The organism is Pedobacter endophyticus, assembly GCF_015679185.1.
GTDB lineage: Bacteria > Bacteroidota > Bacteroidia > Sphingobacteriales > Sphingobacteriaceae > Pedobacter > Pedobacter endophyticus.
Genome location: NZ_CP064939.1, coordinates 4,578,988 through 4,595,279 on the forward strand (window position 1 = coordinate 4,578,988; position 16,292 = coordinate 4,595,279).

Sequence of the window (16,292 nt, forward strand, 5' to 3'; positions counted from 1 at the left end):
AAGGTGGGATTCACCTTATCCTAACGTTCGCACTTTGTTGGCCGCTAGCCGCCAAAACTAAACGTAGCATTATTACGTTTATAAGTATACACACACCATTTACATGATTATTTTACTTTTCTTTCTTTGCCATTGGTTCCTATCATTATTTAGCCAAACATTTTTTCTTCACCGCTATTCATCGCACAAGATGTTCAAGATGGGGCCTTTCTGGGAAAAATTCTTCTATCTGCTTTTATTAATTTCCCAGGGATCGTCTTTTTTGAATCCACGGGCCTATGCTATTTTGCACCGCATGCACCACGCTTATAGCGACACGGAGAAAGACCCACATTCACCTCATTTTTTTAAAGATGTTTTCGGGATGATGATTGCAACGAAGAATATGTATATGGATTATCTTCATTTTAAGATCGAGCCCGAGCCCGCCTTTCGTGGCAACTACCCTGAGTGGCCTTTAATCGATCGCATTGGCGATTCGTGGTTCTGGAGAATAGGATGTGGCTTATTTTACATAGGCTTTTACATTATGTTTGCCAACCACTGGTGGCTGTTTCTTTTATTGCCCATCCATTTTTTAATGGGTCCGTTGCATGGAGCCATAGTAAACTGGTGCGGGCATAAATATGGCTATTCTAATCATGACAATGACGACCATAGCAAGAACTCATTGCCCTGGGATTTTCTGCTCATGGGAGAGTTATTTCAAAACAACCATCACAAAAAACCAAATAGCCCCAACTTCGCAACCAAATGGTGGGAGTTCGACCCGACGTATCCGGTAATGAAGGCATTGCATTGGATGAAGATTATCAAGATCAGGAAAGTTTAGTTTTTGGCTTTGACGAGACCGTTGTCATCCTGAGCCTGTCGAAGGACAATTAAAGTTGTTTCGACGAGCTCAACGTGACTTCCATCTATAAAATAATTTTTTGTAACTTCAACTGATCAAAATGTTCTCGTGCCAGCAATACATAACTACTTCGTTTATATATTAGAGTGCTCAGATAAGAGCTACTATGTTGGTGTAACTAATGATTTAGAAGTAAGAATATCACAACATAATAGTGGCGAAAATATTTCTGCTTATACATTTACGAGAAGACCAGTCGTTTTAAGATATTACAAAAGATTTGACCAAATTGAACATGCAATTGAATTTGAGAAATAAGTTAAAGGGTGGAACAGAAAGAAAAAAGAAGCGTTATTTAAAGAAGACTGGGATGAAATTGTGAGGCTTTCAAATTTTAAAAAGGAAAAATAGATAGTGTAGTTAAAAGCTGTTAAAAGTGGTCTTCGACAGGCTCAGACTGACAATAACAACCGCGATCCGGTAGCTATCGGATGACAATAATAAAATAAAAGAATGAAATTACTAGAAGGAAAAACCGCCCTGGTTACAGGAGCATCTAAAGGTATTGGTCGTAAAATAGCAGAAAAATTTGCAGAACAGGGCGCTAATGTAGCTTTCACCTATTTATCATCGGTTGAAAAAGGCGAAGCTTTAGAACAAGAATTGCAAAGCTTTGGCACAAAAGTTAAAGGCTATCGTTCAGACGCATCTAAATTTGATCAGGCGGAGAAATTGGTTAATGATATTGTTGCTGAGTTCGGCACAATAGACATTGTTGTAAACAACGCTGGAATTACCAAAGATGGTTTATTAATGCGCATGAGTGAGGAGAACTGGGATGATGTAATCAACATTAACCTAAAATCGATCTTCAATGTAACCAAAGCAGCTTCGAAAGTAATGATGAAAGCACGCAAAGGTGTTTTTATTAACATGAGTTCGGTGGTTGGGGTACAAGGTAATGCGGGACAGGCCAATTACGCGGCATCTAAGGCTGGTATTATTGGATTTACAAAATCTGTAGCCAAAGAATTGGGATCGAGAAATATTCGTGCTAACGTTGTTGCCCCGGGTTTTATCCGTACCGAAATGACAGAGGTTTTAGACCCCGCTGTTGTTGCTGGTTGGGAGAAAGACATTCCGTTAAAGCGTGCTGGTGAAACTGAAGATATTGCAAATGTCTGCGTGTTTTTAGCATCCGACATGAGCGCTTATGTTACGGGCCAAACTTTATCGGTTTGCGGCGGAATGCTGTAAATAGAGGTGGAGGGTTTTAAGGTTTAAGGTAGAAGGTTTTCCTTCAACTAACATTAAAGAAGTCAAGTTTCAAAAACTTGACTTCTTTTGCTTCCAGTTTAGTCTATCTAGGCGAGAACTTCAAATTTGAGGGGCTTACTTCTCCTTTTTATTCTCAAAAGCTTAAAAAAAATAAACAATATGAGTGGCTTTACCCTAAACCCTAAACCCTAAACTCATCTTATCACATAATTTCCCTTAATTTCTTTAATGGTAGGCATTTGGTTATGCTTCTCAAAAGCTAAATAACCTGGCTGTAGCGTTTTCCAAAAAGCTTCTTGTTTGGAAAACTGAATGGCGTATTTCTTAAAGTTTTCAGCTGTCATTTTGAATGGATAGATATTGACGGGAATATTCTTCTGGCCAGAATTGGTTGCTTCAACGGCGAGCACATACAGTTCTTTAATTTTTTCGTCGGTTAATGGAATACAGCCAACTGTTACGCAGTTTCCGTGGATGTAAATGTCTCCTCCGGTTTTTTTGCCCTCGCCGGTTCTTGCCGAATCTACCGAGTTTGGGTAGTTAATGCCAAGCGATAAATAGAAGCTACTCACCGGGTTAAAAACGTTGATGTAATAAAAGCCCTCAGGCGTTTGTTTGTCGCCTTCGATAACCTTTGGCCCCAGCGTGCCTGAGTGCGCACAAAAATCGTAGGTTTTAAATAAAGCGTAATGCTTATCGGAGTTGCGCTTCAACCAAACCTCTAATTTCCCCTCTGCTTTGTAGGCGTTTATCAGCATCGAAAAATGTTTGCTATAACCAGCGCTCTTAATGCTTTGCGCTAAACTTTCCCATTTGCTCTCATAAGCATCGTTTACCCGTTCAAACTTGATTTGAGCCGCTTTAAAATCATTTTGTGCATTGGCCATTGTGCTAATAAATAAGAGCAGTGTGAAGTAAATTAATTTCATTTAGGGATTGTTTGGCTAAAGCTAAGGAATAAGTAGAAATGAACAGCAAACGATTACAAATTCATTCGGTTGCAAAAAGCTATTTATCAGCTTCAGTGGTAAAGTTGACCTCAACGCCTTGAAAATTTCGCCAAAATTAGCATCTTTATAAAATATGAATGGCGATTTTGCTGGTACTTCTATTTTGTATTTTTTTGGTTGCCTTGCGTTGGGTGCGTTGTATGCATGGCTGCTGTATCGGGGAAATAAAAATTTAGATAAAAAACTGCAGTATGGTTTAGCGGCCATTAGAGTAATTGTTGTTGCAGCCGTGGCCTGGCTGCTGTTTGCGCCATTAATTAAAACGATTAATTATACTTTAGATAAGCCGATCATCATCATCGGACAAGATAATTCGCTTTCTGTAGGACAAATTGAGCCTGCTGGCTTCGACAAGAAGAGGTATCAAGAAAACCTGAAAACGCTAAGGGACAAATTATCAGATAAGTACGAAGTGCGTACCTACAATTTTGGCGATTCGGTTGGTGAGGGTTTCGATTTCAATAACCAAGGAAAACTTACTGATGCCTCAGCTTTTTTTCAGAAAGTTAAAGATGAATACACAAACCGGAATGTTGGAGCTATAGTATTAGCAACCGATGGAATTTTTAACCATGGGGGCAATCCGCTGTACAACATTAATCAAATCAATGCGCCGATTTATACGGTAGCTTTGGGCGATAGCGTTCCGAAACGTGATGTTTTAATCGCCAATGTAAACTATAATAATATTGTTTATCTGGATGATGATTTTACTGTTGAAGTTCAGGTTCAGGCGTTTCAAAGCGATAACGAAACCACATCGTTAACCGTAAATCAAAACAAGACAAAAATTCATCAGCAAAACATCGCAATCAATGGCAGTTCGTATGTAAAATCTATTCCGGTTAAACTACATGCCGGTAAAACAGGCATTCAGAAATATACTGTTCAGCTGAGCACCGTTTCAAACGAAATTACCACTAAAAACAACTCGCAAACCTTTTATATCGAGGTGATTGATGGCCGGCAAAAAGTACTGTTGGCTGCTGCAGCGCCGCATCCCGATTTGGGCGTTCTCAAATCGGCCATTTCGGTAAACAAACATTATGAGGCGAAGTTGGCTTTGGCCGACGAACTGGCTTCAACAGACCCATCAAAGTTCGATCTGATCGTGCTGTATCAAATCCCCGATCTGCAAAACACCTCCACGTCGTTTCTACAGCGAATCGCCGATCTCAAAAAACCCGTTTGGTACATTTTGGGTGCACAAACTAACGTTAATGCTTTTAATCAAATCCAAACCCAGGTTAATTTAAGCGCTGCAACCGGCGCTCTTCAGGAGGTTTACCCGCAATTCGTGAGTGGGTTTACTAGTTTTAACGTATCGGAAGCTGATCAAAAGCAATTCTCTGCTTTCGATCCCCTGTTAATGCCCTTTGGCCGGTTAACTGTTAATGCAGGCGCAATACCGGTATTTAATCAGCGCATTGGCAAAGTGGTTACGCAGCAGCCAATGTTGTTTTTTACTGATGAAAACGGATCAAAGGCAGCCTATTTAATGGGCGAGGGCCTTTGGCGCTGGCGATTGGCTGAAGGAGAGAGCGAGAACGAAACTTCGACCTTGAACGACCTGATTTCTCAAACGGTTCAATATTTATCAGTAAAAGATGATAAGCGGAAGTTTAAGGTGTTTACCTCCAAAGCGGCTTACGATGAAAATGAAGCTATTCAGTTTAACGCAACATTATACAACGAGAGCTATCAGCCCGTAAACCAACCAGAAGTTAACGTTCAGGTAAAAAACGAGGCAGGAAAAACCTTTAACTATGTGTTTTCGAAAACTGAAAATGGCTATTTTCTGGATGCCGGTAGCATGCCAGCAGGAAATTATACTTACGTTGCAAACAGCGCTTTAGGCGGAAAGAAATTTACCGCATCTGGAAGTTTTTATGTAAACACGTTAATAGCCGAATTTCAGCAAACAACGGCCAATCATCAGTTGTTGAACACAATTGCACAACAAAGCGGCGGAAAACTGTTGATGCCGGCCAACTTGTTAAACATTGTAGATGAGATAGTAAAGAGCGAAAACGTTAAAACGATCAGTTACGAGGATCGCAAGTATAATGAGCTGATCAATATCAAATGGTTGTTTGCGCTGATACTGATTTTACTTACCATAGAATGGTTTTTAAGGAAGAGAAACGGAGAAATTTAACTGAGGTAGAAGGTAGAAAGGTTGAGGGTATAAGGTGAAAGCTAAAAGGCGAAAGACAAAAGCGAAAATTTGAAAGGCTAGATACTTCGTCTTAATACTTGATTCTTGCTACTTATAACCTGAGTTCGATAGTTAAAGTACATATTTTGGGTTCGTATTTAATATTTAATATGAACGGTCATCATCCTTAGCTTGGCTGGGGATCTTAATTCAAAAAACAGCGCACCGCATTAAGATTCCCACCTGCGTGGGAATGACGTGGTGTCTTAATCGAACTCAGGTTTATACTAAATCAGTGTAACATATCAGAATATGAATTTAGGCACGTCGGAGGTTATCACAATTTTAGGAACCATATCCTTTGCCATGTCGGGCACTTTTTCGGCCATGCAAAAGCGATTGGATCCTTTCGGCATACTTATTATTGCCTTTGTAACGGCAATTGGAGGCGGAACGGTAAGAGATTTGCTTCTTGGTGATACGCCCGTGGCCTGGATGCGGGATATTCAAACCTGTTTAATCATCTTGTTTACCTCAATAGGAGCAATCTTATTTAAAACGCAAGTTAAAAAGTTTAAGGTGACGCTGTTTTTGTTCGACAGTTTGGGGCTTGGGCTGTTTACCGTTTTAGGGTTGCAAAAAGGAATTAACTTTGGCCTGGCTCCGGGTATTTGTATTGCCTTGGGTACCATTACGGGCTGTTTCGGAGGGATTATTAGAGATACACTGTTAAACACAATTCCGCTGATTTTTAGAAAGGAAATTTATGCCACAGTTTGTATCGCAGGAGGGTTGCTTTATTATTTGCTTGCCTTTTTAAAAGTCGATTTAACCTTAATTAAGCTGATCGTAATTGCTTTTATTTTTGTTTTGAGAATTATCGTTGTTAAGTACAAGCTGACGCTTCCAAAGTTGGTTTATTGAGAAGGTTCATTAGTTCAGTGGTTCATTGGTCACTGGTTCATTGGTCAAATTGCCTATTGCAACTGAGAACTGAGAACTAAGAACTGCCAACTGCCAACTGCCAACTGAACTATTTCTTCTCTTCGCGGATAATTACAAAAACATCTTCATTGTCTTTTTTCATGAAGTACTTTTCGCGGGCGAATTTTTCGGCCAAACCCAGGTTGTTGCTCAGTTCGCTTAAATCCTTCTTTACCTGAGCCGTTTCAGTTTCAAAATATTCCTTTTCCTCTTGTAACTTGTTAGCCTGGCTGCGGTATTCAAATTGCGACATCATGTCGTTTTTATCAAAAAATAACATCCACACCGCAAAAGCAGCTGTTGCAAGAAAGTATTTATTGCGGAAAAGATCTATTAAACGTTTCATAGTTTTCAAATTCGTCATTACGTGTACCAGGCAATCTCAACTGCAGATTGCTTCGTACCTCGCAATGACGTAAATGTATAAAAAAACATCCGAAGATTTAAAATCTCCGGATGTTCTGCAACTCATTTTTTCAACTTGTTAACAATTCATTGCCGTCGGTTTCAACCGACGGAAACTATTTCTTCGCGTATTTAAATTTTGAGCCAATAAAACGAGCATTCTCGCCCAATTCCTCTTCAATACGCAACAATTGGTTGTATTTTGCAATCCTATCAGAACGAGAGGCCGAACCGGTTTTAATTTGGCCACAGTTTAACGCAACAGCCAAATCAGCAATGGTAACATCCTCAGTTTCGCCCGAACGGTGACTCATTACCGAAGTATAGCCACTGTTTTGAGCTAAGGTAACCGCATTGATCGTTTCAGTTAAAGAACCGATTTGGTTAACTTTTACCAGGATAGAGTTTGCCGTTTCTTCGTCGATACCACGTTGTAAACGCGTAACGTTCGTTACGAACAAATCGTCACCCACTAGTTGAACGCGATCTCCAATTTTATCAGTTAAGCTTTTCCAGCCTGTCCAGTCGTTTTCGTCCATACCATCCTCAATAGAGATAATTGGATATTTTGCAGAAAGATCAGCTAAATACTGCGCCTGTTCTTCGCTTGAACGAATAACGCCAGTAGCACCTTCAAATTTAGTATAATCGTATTTACCATCTTTGTAAAACTCAGATGAAGCACAATCTAAAGCCAAACAGATTTGAGAACCTGGTTTATAACCTGCAGTTTCAATTGCTTTTAATACGGTTTCAATCGCATCTTCAGTGCCATCGAAAGTAGGGGCAAAGCCACCTTCATCGCCTACAGCAGTAGATAATCCTCTATCGTGCAAAATCTTTTTCAAGCTGTGAAAAACCTCAGTTCCCCAACGCAAAGCTTCAGAAAATGATGGTGCGCCAACAGGCATAATCATAAATTCCTGGAAAGCGATCGGAGCATCAGAGTGCGAACCACCATTGATGATATTCATCATCGGAATTGGCAGTGTATTGGCATTAACACCGCCAATGTAACGGTATAACGGTTGGCCAATTTCATCGGCAGCCGCTTTAGCAACCGCTAACGAAACACCTAAAATGGCGTTGGCACCTAAATTGCCCTTATTTTCGGAACCATCAAGCTCCAGCATTAATTTATCAATTGCGTTTTGTTCAAAAACATCAACACCTCTTAAAGCCGTAGCAATTTTGGTATTTACATTTTCAACGGCCTTTAAAACGCCTTTACCTAAGTATGTAGATTTATCTCCGTCACGTAATTCAACAGCCTCATATTGCCCAGTAGATGCACCGCTCGGAACAGCTGCACGGCCAAATGCGCCTGCTTCTGTAACTACTTCTACTTCTACTGTTGGATTGCCTCTCGAATCGAGGATTTGTCTGGCATGGACATTAACGATTATGCTCATTTTTAATTATTTTTTGTTGATTTTTTAACCCGCTTAGTGTACAAAGTACAATTACTAAGCATAACTTCAAAGTTAGTATAATTTTTAAATAAATAAAGCGTTTTAAGCGCTAATATTAGGTGCTAATTAGGCTAGTTCTCCATCAGTTGAAACTCAATGCTATTTGGTTAAGCCCATCAGCTGTTAGTCTGAGCGGAGTCGAAGACTTTTGTTTTAGGATAAATCTCATCAACATCTGCCCTTCGACTCCCTGCCCGGCCGGGCAGGCGGACGCTCAATGTCGTTCGTTTAGTTAAGCTGGACGGGTGTCAGTCTGAGCCTTTCGACTTCGCTCAAGATAAACTCAGTCGAAGACCTCTTTATTGGATAGAACCATTAACATCCGCCCTTCGACTAAGCCTGTATTGAGCATTTCGACTACGCTCAATACAAGCTCAAGCCGAAATGCTCAGGGTGACAATGTTCTATAATTTTATCCTTAACTAAATGACATTGGGCGGGCGCTCATGTTGGACAATGTTTCTTAGTTTTATATCACTAAAAATATTGAGTTGAAACTGGCGGCAAAGAATCCAGAGATTTGCATTCAACACCCTTAACTTCACTCAACTGAAAATAAAGGAGCAATAAACTGATAAAAAGAAACAAATTCCCGATGCCAGAACCATTCTGTATGCTTTCCATCTGCCCGTTCTAAAAATGCCACGTTTGTGTTTTTACCATCTGGATTTAAAATATCGTAAACGCGCTTCATATTCCGAACCATAGCGCTTCCTTCTTTATCACCGACCACAAAAAAGACCTTATTGTTTTTCAATAACGCAGATTTTTCTTCAACATCATCGTAAATTTTTGGTGCCAGCCAAAACGAAGGGCTAAAAACGCCTGCCGAGCCAAACACATCCGGATAGGTTATAATGGCATACATGGCAATCAAACCGCCCATGGAACTGCCTGCAATTGAGGTATTCCTGGCATCCTTAAATGTTCTGTATTCCGAATCGATAAAAGGCTTCAGGGTTTCTGCCAGAAATTGTACATACGCACGCCCCTCGCCTTTGCCATGTTCGCTATCGTATGGATTGTACTCCCTCAACCTATCTTCGCCGGCGTGGTCTACCCCCACAATAATCGCTTCTTTTGCACCCTCGCGAATCAAGCCGTCCATTACCGCATCAACAGCCCATTCATCATTACGTGGAGGTGATGCATGAAACAGGTTTTGGCCATCTTGCATGTATATTACAGGATACTTCTTTTCGCCGTGTTTATAGCTTTTCGGCAGGTAAATCCATATTTTTCGGTATTTATCTAATTGAGGAATATAAAAAGTTGGGTCAACCACGTGTACATGATCGCCAAAGCTGTAGTTTTCTGTTTCTTGTTCAGTATAATCTGCCCGGTTTGCCATCTTTGTATCCATGTTTTCATCAAACATTTAATTTCGCCGTTCTGTTTGCAGTTTATTCGTTGTTAATGCAGTTGCATATTTACTAACTTATGCTCAAAATTATTTAAAGCTTTTAGTAATCGATCGCCAGGCAGCGCGGAAAAGCAAAATAGTAAAGTGGCTGATTTAAAAAGTTTTGCTGCCGATTAGTTGATTATTAATCCTAAATTTGATTTTCCTTATTGTTGTATTGGCCGTACAAACACATCCTACAAATTTTCTCGAAAATGAACTTGACAAGTTTTAAGAAACGTTGTGTGTTTGCTGCTTTGATTATAGCCGCGTTGCAATTGCCATTCCCGGTGTTTTCACAACAGAAAACCGATTCTTTGACGCTTAAATCGGGCAAGATTAACGAATCTCAAATTCCTCTGCTGGTATCGAAGGTAGAAAGTTACAACTTCACAATCGATCGAAGTAAGTTTTTGCTGCAGCGTGGCTACGATATTAAGAAGATTGAACATGCATTGCCCGCAATAGAAAAGCAGATCAAATCCATCAAATCTAAATTTGACTATAAAAATAATAGACTCAACCTGCGAACGCTGAATAGCGGCGTAATTATCCTTAACGAAGTAACCGACCATTTAATGGCCTACCAAACACTTTTAAGCGGATATTATGATCAACTTAGTAAAAGCAGTGGCACGCTACACGGAATTTTAACTGATGTTACGTTAAAAGGCAAGGTGCAAGACGCTACTTTGCGAAGCCAACTGGCAGATGTTTTGCTCGAAGGAAAAAAACTCGATACAGCACAAAAGCATATTTTAAGGAGAATAACCTTGCTGAGCAGCCACGTTTCGGTTAACCTTTTACAGGCAAAAAATCTATCATCAGACATGGTTTATTTGTCCATCTCGAAAAAGATCGATATGTGGTCGCAGGAAGAAGCGCCCTTGTTTAAGGCAAAGTCGAACCAATACGAGAATGCTTTTTCGGAGGTCATTTTGAAGGCTTTCGATCGCTCATGGAAAATTATAGTCATCTATCTCGGCGGAAAGATTGGCATCTCAGTGCTTAGTATTTTAATTTTTGCAATATTAACCGGTTGGATGCTTTCTAACATGCGTCGCGTTAAGCAGCTCAAAAACTCGCGAAGTATTTTATCGCAACTTAAGTTTTTGAAGAGGGGCGTTGTCCTTGCTTCGGTTTTTGCTTTTTTTACCTACATTCCGTTTCTTTTCGGAAATCCGACCATGTCATTGCAGCATGCCATTGAATTGTGCCGATTAATAGCCTTATGTTTTGTGCTGAACCCTTTTTTAACAAAGCCTGGGAAGCTGGTTTTGTACGGCCTTTCCGTATTGTGGGTTTATTACGCGTTAGACGATATTTTGCTCGATTCGGCGTTCGCAGAGCGCTGGATTCTGTTTGCTGCTGCTTGTTTGCTATTGTTCCTTTGTATTAAAATACTAAGGAACAAGGATAAGCTTTTCTCCCGCATCGAACCCTCACCAGCAACCACGGCCTTGCTGGTTTTCACCATATTTCAAGTCGTTTTATCGATGGTATTCAATTTAACGGGCCGCTTATCATTGGCGAAAATATTCGGCGTAAGCGCTGTACAGTGTTTGGTTTTGGGCTTAAGCCTGAAAGTATTTTGCGCACTTGTTTTAGAGGCTGTTTACCTGCAAACAGAAGCCTATCAATCGAGTCGATTTTCTGACTTTATTAATTACAAGGGGATTAAATCGCGTTTGCAGGGGTATCTGTGGGTTTTTGCAATCGTTGTGTTCTTCGTTTCGCTGATGCGTAATATTACGCTTTACGATTTCCTGGTCAACGCCATTTCGCAGTTTTTTTACCAAACAAGAACTTTGGGTACTTACGAGTTTACGTTTTTCAGTATTGGGATTTTTATCGGTATTCTTTGGCTGTCGTCCGTAATATCGAGCTTTATCAGTTTCTTTTTTAGCCAGGAAGCCGGCGTTGCCGGAAGTAGCCGAAACAGCTTAAATTCGATGATGCTGATTATACGTTTAGCCATTTGGACGGTTGGCTTCATCATCGCCGTTGCGGCAGCGGGTATTCCGATCGATAAACTTTCGATTATGCTTGGCGCTTTAGGTGTTGGTATCGGGTTTGGCCTTCAAAACATTGTGAACAACCTCGTTTCGGGAATCATAATTGCTTTTGAGCGTCCCATTCAAATTGGCGATCAAATCGAAATTGGCACTAAAGCAGGGGTAGTGAAGGAGATCGGTGTACGCTCAAGTAAAATCCATAGCGCCGAAGGCGCTGATATTATTGTGCCAAACGGCGATTTGCTCTCGCAGCATTTAATAAACTGGACGATGCAAGACAGAAGCAAACGTGTGGAGTTTACCATTGGTGCCGCTTATGAAACGGATATCGAAAATGCCCGCGAATTAATTGCCGATAAACTGGCCGAAAATGAAAGGATTCTGCAACTGCCCGAACCTGCAATTATTGTTCAGGATTTTGGCGAATATGCAATCGGAATAAGAACCATGTTTTGGGTGGCCGACCTTTCGGTGGCAGGGGAAGTAAGGACTGAGGCCATGATTGAGGTTAAAAAGACACTAACCGAAGCGGGGATTAAACTCCAGGTAAGGCCGTTGTAAGTTGGTATTTGTTCTTTAGGAAACAGATTTTTCCTTTAGCAGATAAGCTAAGGTTGAAATGACGTTAAAAAAGAACGCACCTCCATCAGCCTTCATCTCGAGGGCCGATTCTTTATCGGTGTAGATATTTCATGCCAACCTTGCGGACTTTGAACCCGGCAATACTTGGTCGAAGATTTATCTCTTACCAGAAAAAGCAAAGTTCAAAATTCGTGAATTGGAAAAAGGCCACCGTTTTATATAATTAAACCAGTTAACTCCCAAGGGGATGCCTTTGGCACAACCTTACTTCAACTCATCCAATACCCTGAACAGCTTTTTGTTTATTCCGCTGCCGCTATAATTATTGATGTTGATCACGATAACATATTTGTTTCCACTCGCATCGGTATGGTAACCCGCAAACGCCGAAACATCATTTATGGTTCCACTTTTAATTTTCATGCCATTATATTCTGGCAAGGCCTTGTAAAAGTCGGGAAACCAATTTTCTTTTTGAATCTGAAACAACACACTCGCCATTGCCGATGTGGTTATCCTGTCGCCAGGTGAAAGTCCGCTGCCATCGATAATATTCAGTGCCGATTTATCGATGCCTTTGCTTGCCCAGTAACTAATTTCCGTTTCGGCTCCTTTTGCGGTTGTTGCAGGTTTCCCCAATTTTAGCGCCACGGTTTTTAGCAGTGTTTCGCCATATAGGTTGATGCTCTTTTTTAAAAACCAATAAGCAATTTCGCTCAAGGTAGGCGAGGTAATGGTACTTATTTTTTGAGTAACCACAGGAATGGGTTGATTATTCAGCGCCATTAACTTTGTGGTAGTAGGCTGCTGGCTGCTTGCAATACCTAATCTTTTCAATGTATCTTGTAAACGATAGGCGCAGTCAAAAGCTGGATCGGGAAGGGCAGCCGAAATGCCAGGTTTCCCAATTCCCATTCCCCAGGTACCCCTCAGGTAAGCAAGATTGCCATAGGGGGGAAGGTAAGCATAGGTTCGATCTCCCGAGCCAGATGCACCGGTTTTGAGTTCGTTCACAATTTGGATATATGGCGTTTCAGGAACGGTTTTTACAACTCTTACATTATCGGTTGTGCTGGTGCCTGGGCGCAAATGAATATCGAACTGATTCTCTCGCCACGCCAACCCCGACGTTCCGGCGCCGTAGTAATTGCCAATATCTTGCCAAACCCAGCCCTCCGGCGTGGTCTGCGTTCCAAAAATCCGGTCATCGCCAATTATGGCGCCTTCAATTTTTTTAATTCCCGCAGTTTTTATTGCAGAAACCCATTGCGTTAAAACCGCATTCTCTTTGTTTTGATATCGCCACGAGCCCAAAGTAGGATCGCCGCTGCCAATGATAATTAAATTTCCATTTAGCGTGCCATCGGTGGTAATGTTTCCTGTATAGGCCAACGTAGTTTGAAACTGGAAATCTTTACCCAAAATGCTAAATGCGGTTGCTGCGATAATTGTTTTTAACGTGGAGGCGGTAGCTAAACCAATCTGCTCATTTTTAGCGAAAAGCACTTTTCCTGTAGTCGCATCTAAAACGCAAAGCGATGTGATGGCATGTCTGGCCTGTTCATCGGCCAACAAATTGTTAAACGCCTTTTCGAGATTTTGAATTCGACTTTGAGCAAGACAATTTACAGATAGAAGAATAAAGAATAAGGTCGGCTTGAAAAATTTCATTTGACAAAATTACACGAAATGAAAAAAATGGCGTGTAACAAAGGCATAGGTTTCTACCAATTAACAATATTTAAGCCAAAAACCGGGTATAATTTGACTTGTTTATAACAACGGTTTCATTAGTTGGATATGCATCCAGAAATGTTGTAGGAAATTTAACTTTTTTACTCTCGTTCCACTTAATTTCAATAGCATTTATCTTACCATCAATCTCTTCTACCAAATCAATTTCCTGTTGTTGAAAGCTTCTCCAGAAATAGTATTTGGCAAGTTTTCTTTTGTTGTTATTTGCTTTAACATACTCAGAAACAATATAATTTTCGAAAAGTTGACCGGCATCCTGTCGCAGCCCAAGGCTGTTGAAGTTTCCGATCACAGCATTTCGCACTCCTGTATCGTAGAAATATATTTTTTTGCTTTTTTTTATTTCATTCCGTAGGTTATTGCTATATGCTCCAAGTCTGAATACAACAAAACACTGTTCTAACAAATCAATGTAGCGTTCTACCGTCAACTTATCAGCCTCAATCATTTGTCCAAGTTCTGTATACGATACCTCACTGCCAATTTGTAAGGCCAAAGCCTGTACCAGTTTTTCGAGCTGCAAAGGCTTTCTTATATCTGCAAGTGATAGAATATCTTTAAAGAGATAGCTGTTTGTCAAATTTGATAAGAGTTCCCGTTCTTCTCCGGGATAGTTGATCGCATCAGGATATGCGCCATAAATCAATCTTTTTTCTAATGCCTGTTCCTCAATTAAAACATTCGTATCTTCAACAAGTTCGGCTACTGAAAATGGGAACAAGTGATACTCAAATTTTCTTCCTGTTAACGATTCCTTTATGCCAACTGCTAAATCTAATGATGAGGAACCTGTAACCAAAAGTTGCACATCTGGAAAATTATCGACAATCAATTTTAAAGTTAAGCCGATATTGGTAACCCGCTGTGCTTCATCTATAAAAATGATTTTGTTGGAGCCGATGATCGATTTCAATCGCTCTAAACTTATATCCGCTAATGAAGTACGGATATTCGCTTCGTCGCAATTTAAGAAAACAAAAGGCAATTCCATTTTTTTTACCAATTGTTTCAACATAGTGGTTTTACCCACTTGCCTTGCACCGGTTATAATAATTGCTTTTTGTTTAAAAAATTTTGATTCAACATGGTTTTGCAGAGTTCGGATAATCATTTCTGTATTTTTATCTATTACCAAATATAGCACAAAACTTATTGCTAATCACTAAATTATATATAATTCAGCTATCGTAGTCACTAAATTATATATAATTCGGTGATTACGATCACTTTTTTATATGTTTTAAGGTTGGTTTATTTAGTCATAGGCATAAAAAAAAGTGATGCATTATACATCACTTAATATAAATTAAATCCTATAAAGTTAAAAAGCTTTTAGGTTAAACATTAAACCAATTCTTTTTGCAAAAGATACTCCGCAATTTGAACGGCGTTAGTTGCAGCACCTTTACGTAAGTTATCGGCAACAATCCAAAGATTTAGGGCTTTTGGCGCCGATTCATCTCTGCGGATACGGCCAACAAAAACCTCATCTTTTTCATGCGCATCTTTTGGCATTGGATATTTTAAATTCGCTACATCATCAACAACGATAATGCCCGGCGATTTCTCTAAAATGCTACGCACCTCAGCTAAATCAAAATCGTTTTCAAACTCAATGTTAACCGATTCTGAGTGACCGCCCATTACCGGGATACGAACAGTAGTTGCCGTAACCCTAATGTTGTCATCGCTCATGATCTTGTTGGTTTCTTTCACCATTTTCATCTCCTCTTTGGTATATCCGTTATCCATGAAAACATCGATATGTGGAAGAACGTTCAAGTCAATTTCGTAAGGATAAGCTTTCGGGCCATCAACGCCATTACGCTCGTTCATTAACTGATCGACAGCTTTAACGCCTGTTCCGGTAACCGACTGGTAAGTAGAAACCACCACACGTTTAATTTTGTATTTATCGTGCAGAGGCTTCAAAACCACCACCATTTGAATGGTAGAGCAGTTGGGGTTAGCAATAATTTTATTATCGATAGAAAGCTCGTGCGCATTAACCTCAGGAACAATTAATTTAATCGCCGGGTCCATACGCCATGCCGAAGAGTTATCAATAACCGTTGTTCCGGCCTCTTTAAAGCGGGGAGCATGTTCTAGTGAAGTGTTTCCACCCGCAGAGAACAAAGCGATATCCGGACGCATGCCAATTGCAGTATCCATGCTAACGATTGGGAACTTCTTACCCTTAAAAGTAATTTCCTTACCAACACTCTTTTCTGATGCTACGGGAATCAACTCTGTCAAAGGGAAATTTCTTTCCTCCAATACTTTTAACATTACGGTACCTACCAATCCGGTGGCACCTACTACTGCTACTTTCATTTTAAAATTTAATTATTATATTTATTAAACATTTGATATAAGCC

13 protein-coding genes are annotated in these 16,292 nt (G+C 40.2%); 6 read left to right on the top strand and 7 right to left on the bottom strand.

Annotated features, from left to right (window positions below; translation table 11 throughout):
- The first annotated feature begins 103 nt into the window (after positions 1–103).
- The 3 genes from IZT61_RS18695 (at position 104) to fabG (ending at position 2,110) form a co-directional block, all read left to right on the top strand.
- Positions 104–832, top strand: coding sequence for an acyl-CoA desaturase (locus IZT61_RS18695; RefSeq protein WP_196098539.1), 729 nt, complete (start codon positions 104–106; stop codon positions 830–832).
- A gap of 129 nt (positions 833–961) precedes the next feature.
- Positions 962–1,171, top strand: a complete 210-nt coding sequence (locus IZT61_RS18700; RefSeq protein ID WP_230383764.1) for a GIY-YIG nuclease family protein — start codon at positions 962–964, stop codon at positions 1,169–1,171.
- Between the two features lie 195 nt (positions 1,172–1,366).
- The gene (fabG, locus tag IZT61_RS18705) at positions 1,367–2,110 is read left to right on the top strand and encodes a 3-oxoacyl-[acyl-carrier-protein] reductase (protein ID WP_196098540.1); all 744 of its coding nucleotides are present in this window, start codon (positions 1,367–1,369) and stop codon (positions 2,108–2,110) included.
- A 215-nt stretch (positions 2,111–2,325) separates the two neighbouring features.
- On the opposite strand, the gene IZT61_RS18710 is transcribed toward fabG, so the two are convergent.
- Positions 2,326–3,060 (bottom strand): L,D-transpeptidase family protein, encoded by a 735-nt coding sequence (locus IZT61_RS18710; protein WP_196098541.1) that lies wholly within the window; start codon positions 3,058–3,060, stop codon positions 2,326–2,328.
- A gap of 154 nt (positions 3,061–3,214) precedes the next feature.
- Between IZT61_RS18710 and IZT61_RS18715 the strand changes: the two genes are divergently transcribed.
- Both IZT61_RS18715 and IZT61_RS18720 read left to right on the top strand, forming a co-directional pair.
- Complete coding sequence (locus IZT61_RS18715) at positions 3,215–5,299, top strand: hypothetical protein (RefSeq protein ID WP_196098542.1); 2,085 nt, start codon at positions 3,215–3,217, stop codon at positions 5,297–5,299.
- Between the two features lie 312 nt (positions 5,300–5,611).
- The gene (locus IZT61_RS18720) at positions 5,612–6,223 is read left to right on the top strand and encodes a trimeric intracellular cation channel family protein (protein ID WP_196098543.1); all 612 of its coding nucleotides are present in this window, start codon (positions 5,612–5,614) and stop codon (positions 6,221–6,223) included.
- 109 nt (positions 6,224–6,332) lie between these two features.
- On the opposite strand, the gene IZT61_RS18725 is transcribed toward IZT61_RS18720, so the two are convergent.
- The 3 genes from IZT61_RS18725 to IZT61_RS18735 form a co-directional block, all read right to left on the bottom strand.
- Positions 6,333–6,629: an FtsB family cell division protein gene (locus IZT61_RS18725; protein WP_196098544.1), complete on the bottom strand. Its 297-nt coding sequence runs from the start codon at positions 6,627–6,629 to the stop codon at positions 6,333–6,335.
- A 175-nt stretch (positions 6,630–6,804) separates the two neighbouring features.
- Positions 6,805–8,100: a phosphopyruvate hydratase gene (eno, locus tag IZT61_RS18730; protein ID WP_196098545.1), complete on the bottom strand. Its 1,296-nt coding sequence runs from the start codon at positions 8,098–8,100 to the stop codon at positions 6,805–6,807.
- A gap of 601 nt (positions 8,101–8,701) precedes the next feature.
- Positions 8,702–9,523 carry an alpha/beta hydrolase gene (locus IZT61_RS18735; RefSeq protein ID WP_196098546.1) on the bottom strand — a complete coding sequence of 274 codons (822 nt, stop codon included), beginning with the start codon at positions 9,521–9,523 and terminating at the stop codon, positions 8,702–8,704.
- A 254-nt stretch (positions 9,524–9,777) separates the two neighbouring features.
- On the opposite strand from IZT61_RS18735, the gene IZT61_RS18740 reads away from it, so the two are divergent.
- On the top strand, positions 9,778–12,138 hold the full coding sequence (locus IZT61_RS18740; protein ID WP_196098547.1) for a mechanosensitive ion channel family protein: 2,361 nt from the start codon (positions 9,778–9,780) through the stop codon (positions 12,136–12,138).
- A gap of 285 nt (positions 12,139–12,423) precedes the next feature.
- Here the strand turns inward: IZT61_RS18740 and dacB are convergent, their stop codons facing one another.
- The 3 genes from dacB to IZT61_RS18755 all read right to left on the bottom strand — a co-directional run bounded on the left by dacB (position 12,424) and on the right by IZT61_RS18755 (position 16,248).
- The gene (gene dacB, locus IZT61_RS18745; protein WP_196098548.1) at positions 12,424–13,830 is read right to left on the bottom strand and encodes a D-alanyl-D-alanine carboxypeptidase/D-alanyl-D-alanine endopeptidase; all 1,407 of its coding nucleotides are present in this window, start codon (positions 13,828–13,830) and stop codon (positions 12,424–12,426) included.
- 70 nt (positions 13,831–13,900) lie between these two features.
- Entirely contained in the window at positions 13,901–15,025 is a 1,125-nt protein-coding gene (locus tag IZT61_RS18750) for an ATP-binding protein (RefSeq protein ID WP_196098549.1), read from the bottom strand.
- Between the two features lie 233 nt (positions 15,026–15,258).
- Positions 15,259–16,248 (bottom strand): aspartate-semialdehyde dehydrogenase, encoded by a 990-nt coding sequence (locus tag IZT61_RS18755; protein WP_196098550.1) that lies wholly within the window; start codon positions 16,246–16,248, stop codon positions 15,259–15,261.
- Positions 16,249–16,292: the final 44 nt, after the last annotated feature.

Bases quoted from the DNA above. Each gene is read 5' to 3' on its own strand.
- IZT61_RS18710 (WP_196098541.1), bottom strand. From the start codon at position 3,060: ATGAAATTAATTTACTTCACACTGCTCTTATTTATTAGCACAATGGCC.
- IZT61_RS18735 (WP_196098546.1), bottom strand. From the start codon at position 9,523: ATGGATACAAAGATGGCAAACCGGGCAGATTATACTGAACAAGAAACA.
- IZT61_RS18715 (WP_196098542.1), top strand. From the start codon at position 3,215: ATGAATGGCGATTTTGCTGGTACTTCTATTTTGTATTTTTTTGGTTGC.
- IZT61_RS18755 (WP_196098550.1), bottom strand. From the start codon at position 16,248: ATGAAAGTAGCAGTAGTAGGTGCCACCGGATTGGTAGGTACCGTAATG.
- dacB (WP_196098548.1), bottom strand. From the start codon at position 13,830: ATGAAATTTTTCAAGCCGACCTTATTCTTTATTCTTCTATCTGTAAAT.
- IZT61_RS18740 (WP_196098547.1), top strand. From the start codon at position 9,778: ATGAACTTGACAAGTTTTAAGAAACGTTGTGTGTTTGCTGCTTTGATT.
- IZT61_RS18725 (WP_196098544.1), bottom strand. From the start codon at position 6,629: ATGAAACGTTTAATAGATCTTTTCCGCAATAAATACTTTCTTGCAACA.
- IZT61_RS18720 (WP_196098543.1), top strand. From the start codon at position 5,612: ATGAATTTAGGCACGTCGGAGGTTATCACAATTTTAGGAACCATATCC.
- eno (WP_196098545.1), bottom strand. From the start codon at position 8,100: ATGAGCATAATCGTTAATGTCCATGCCAGACAAATCCTCGATTCGAGA.
- fabG (WP_196098540.1), top strand. From the start codon at position 1,367: ATGAAATTACTAGAAGGAAAAACCGCCCTGGTTACAGGAGCATCTAAA.
- IZT61_RS18695 (WP_196098539.1), top strand. From the start codon at position 104: ATGATTATTTTACTTTTCTTTCTTTGCCATTGGTTCCTATCATTATTT.
- IZT61_RS18750 (WP_196098549.1), bottom strand. From the start codon at position 15,025: ATGATTATCCGAACTCTGCAAAACCATGTTGAATCAAAATTTTTTAAA.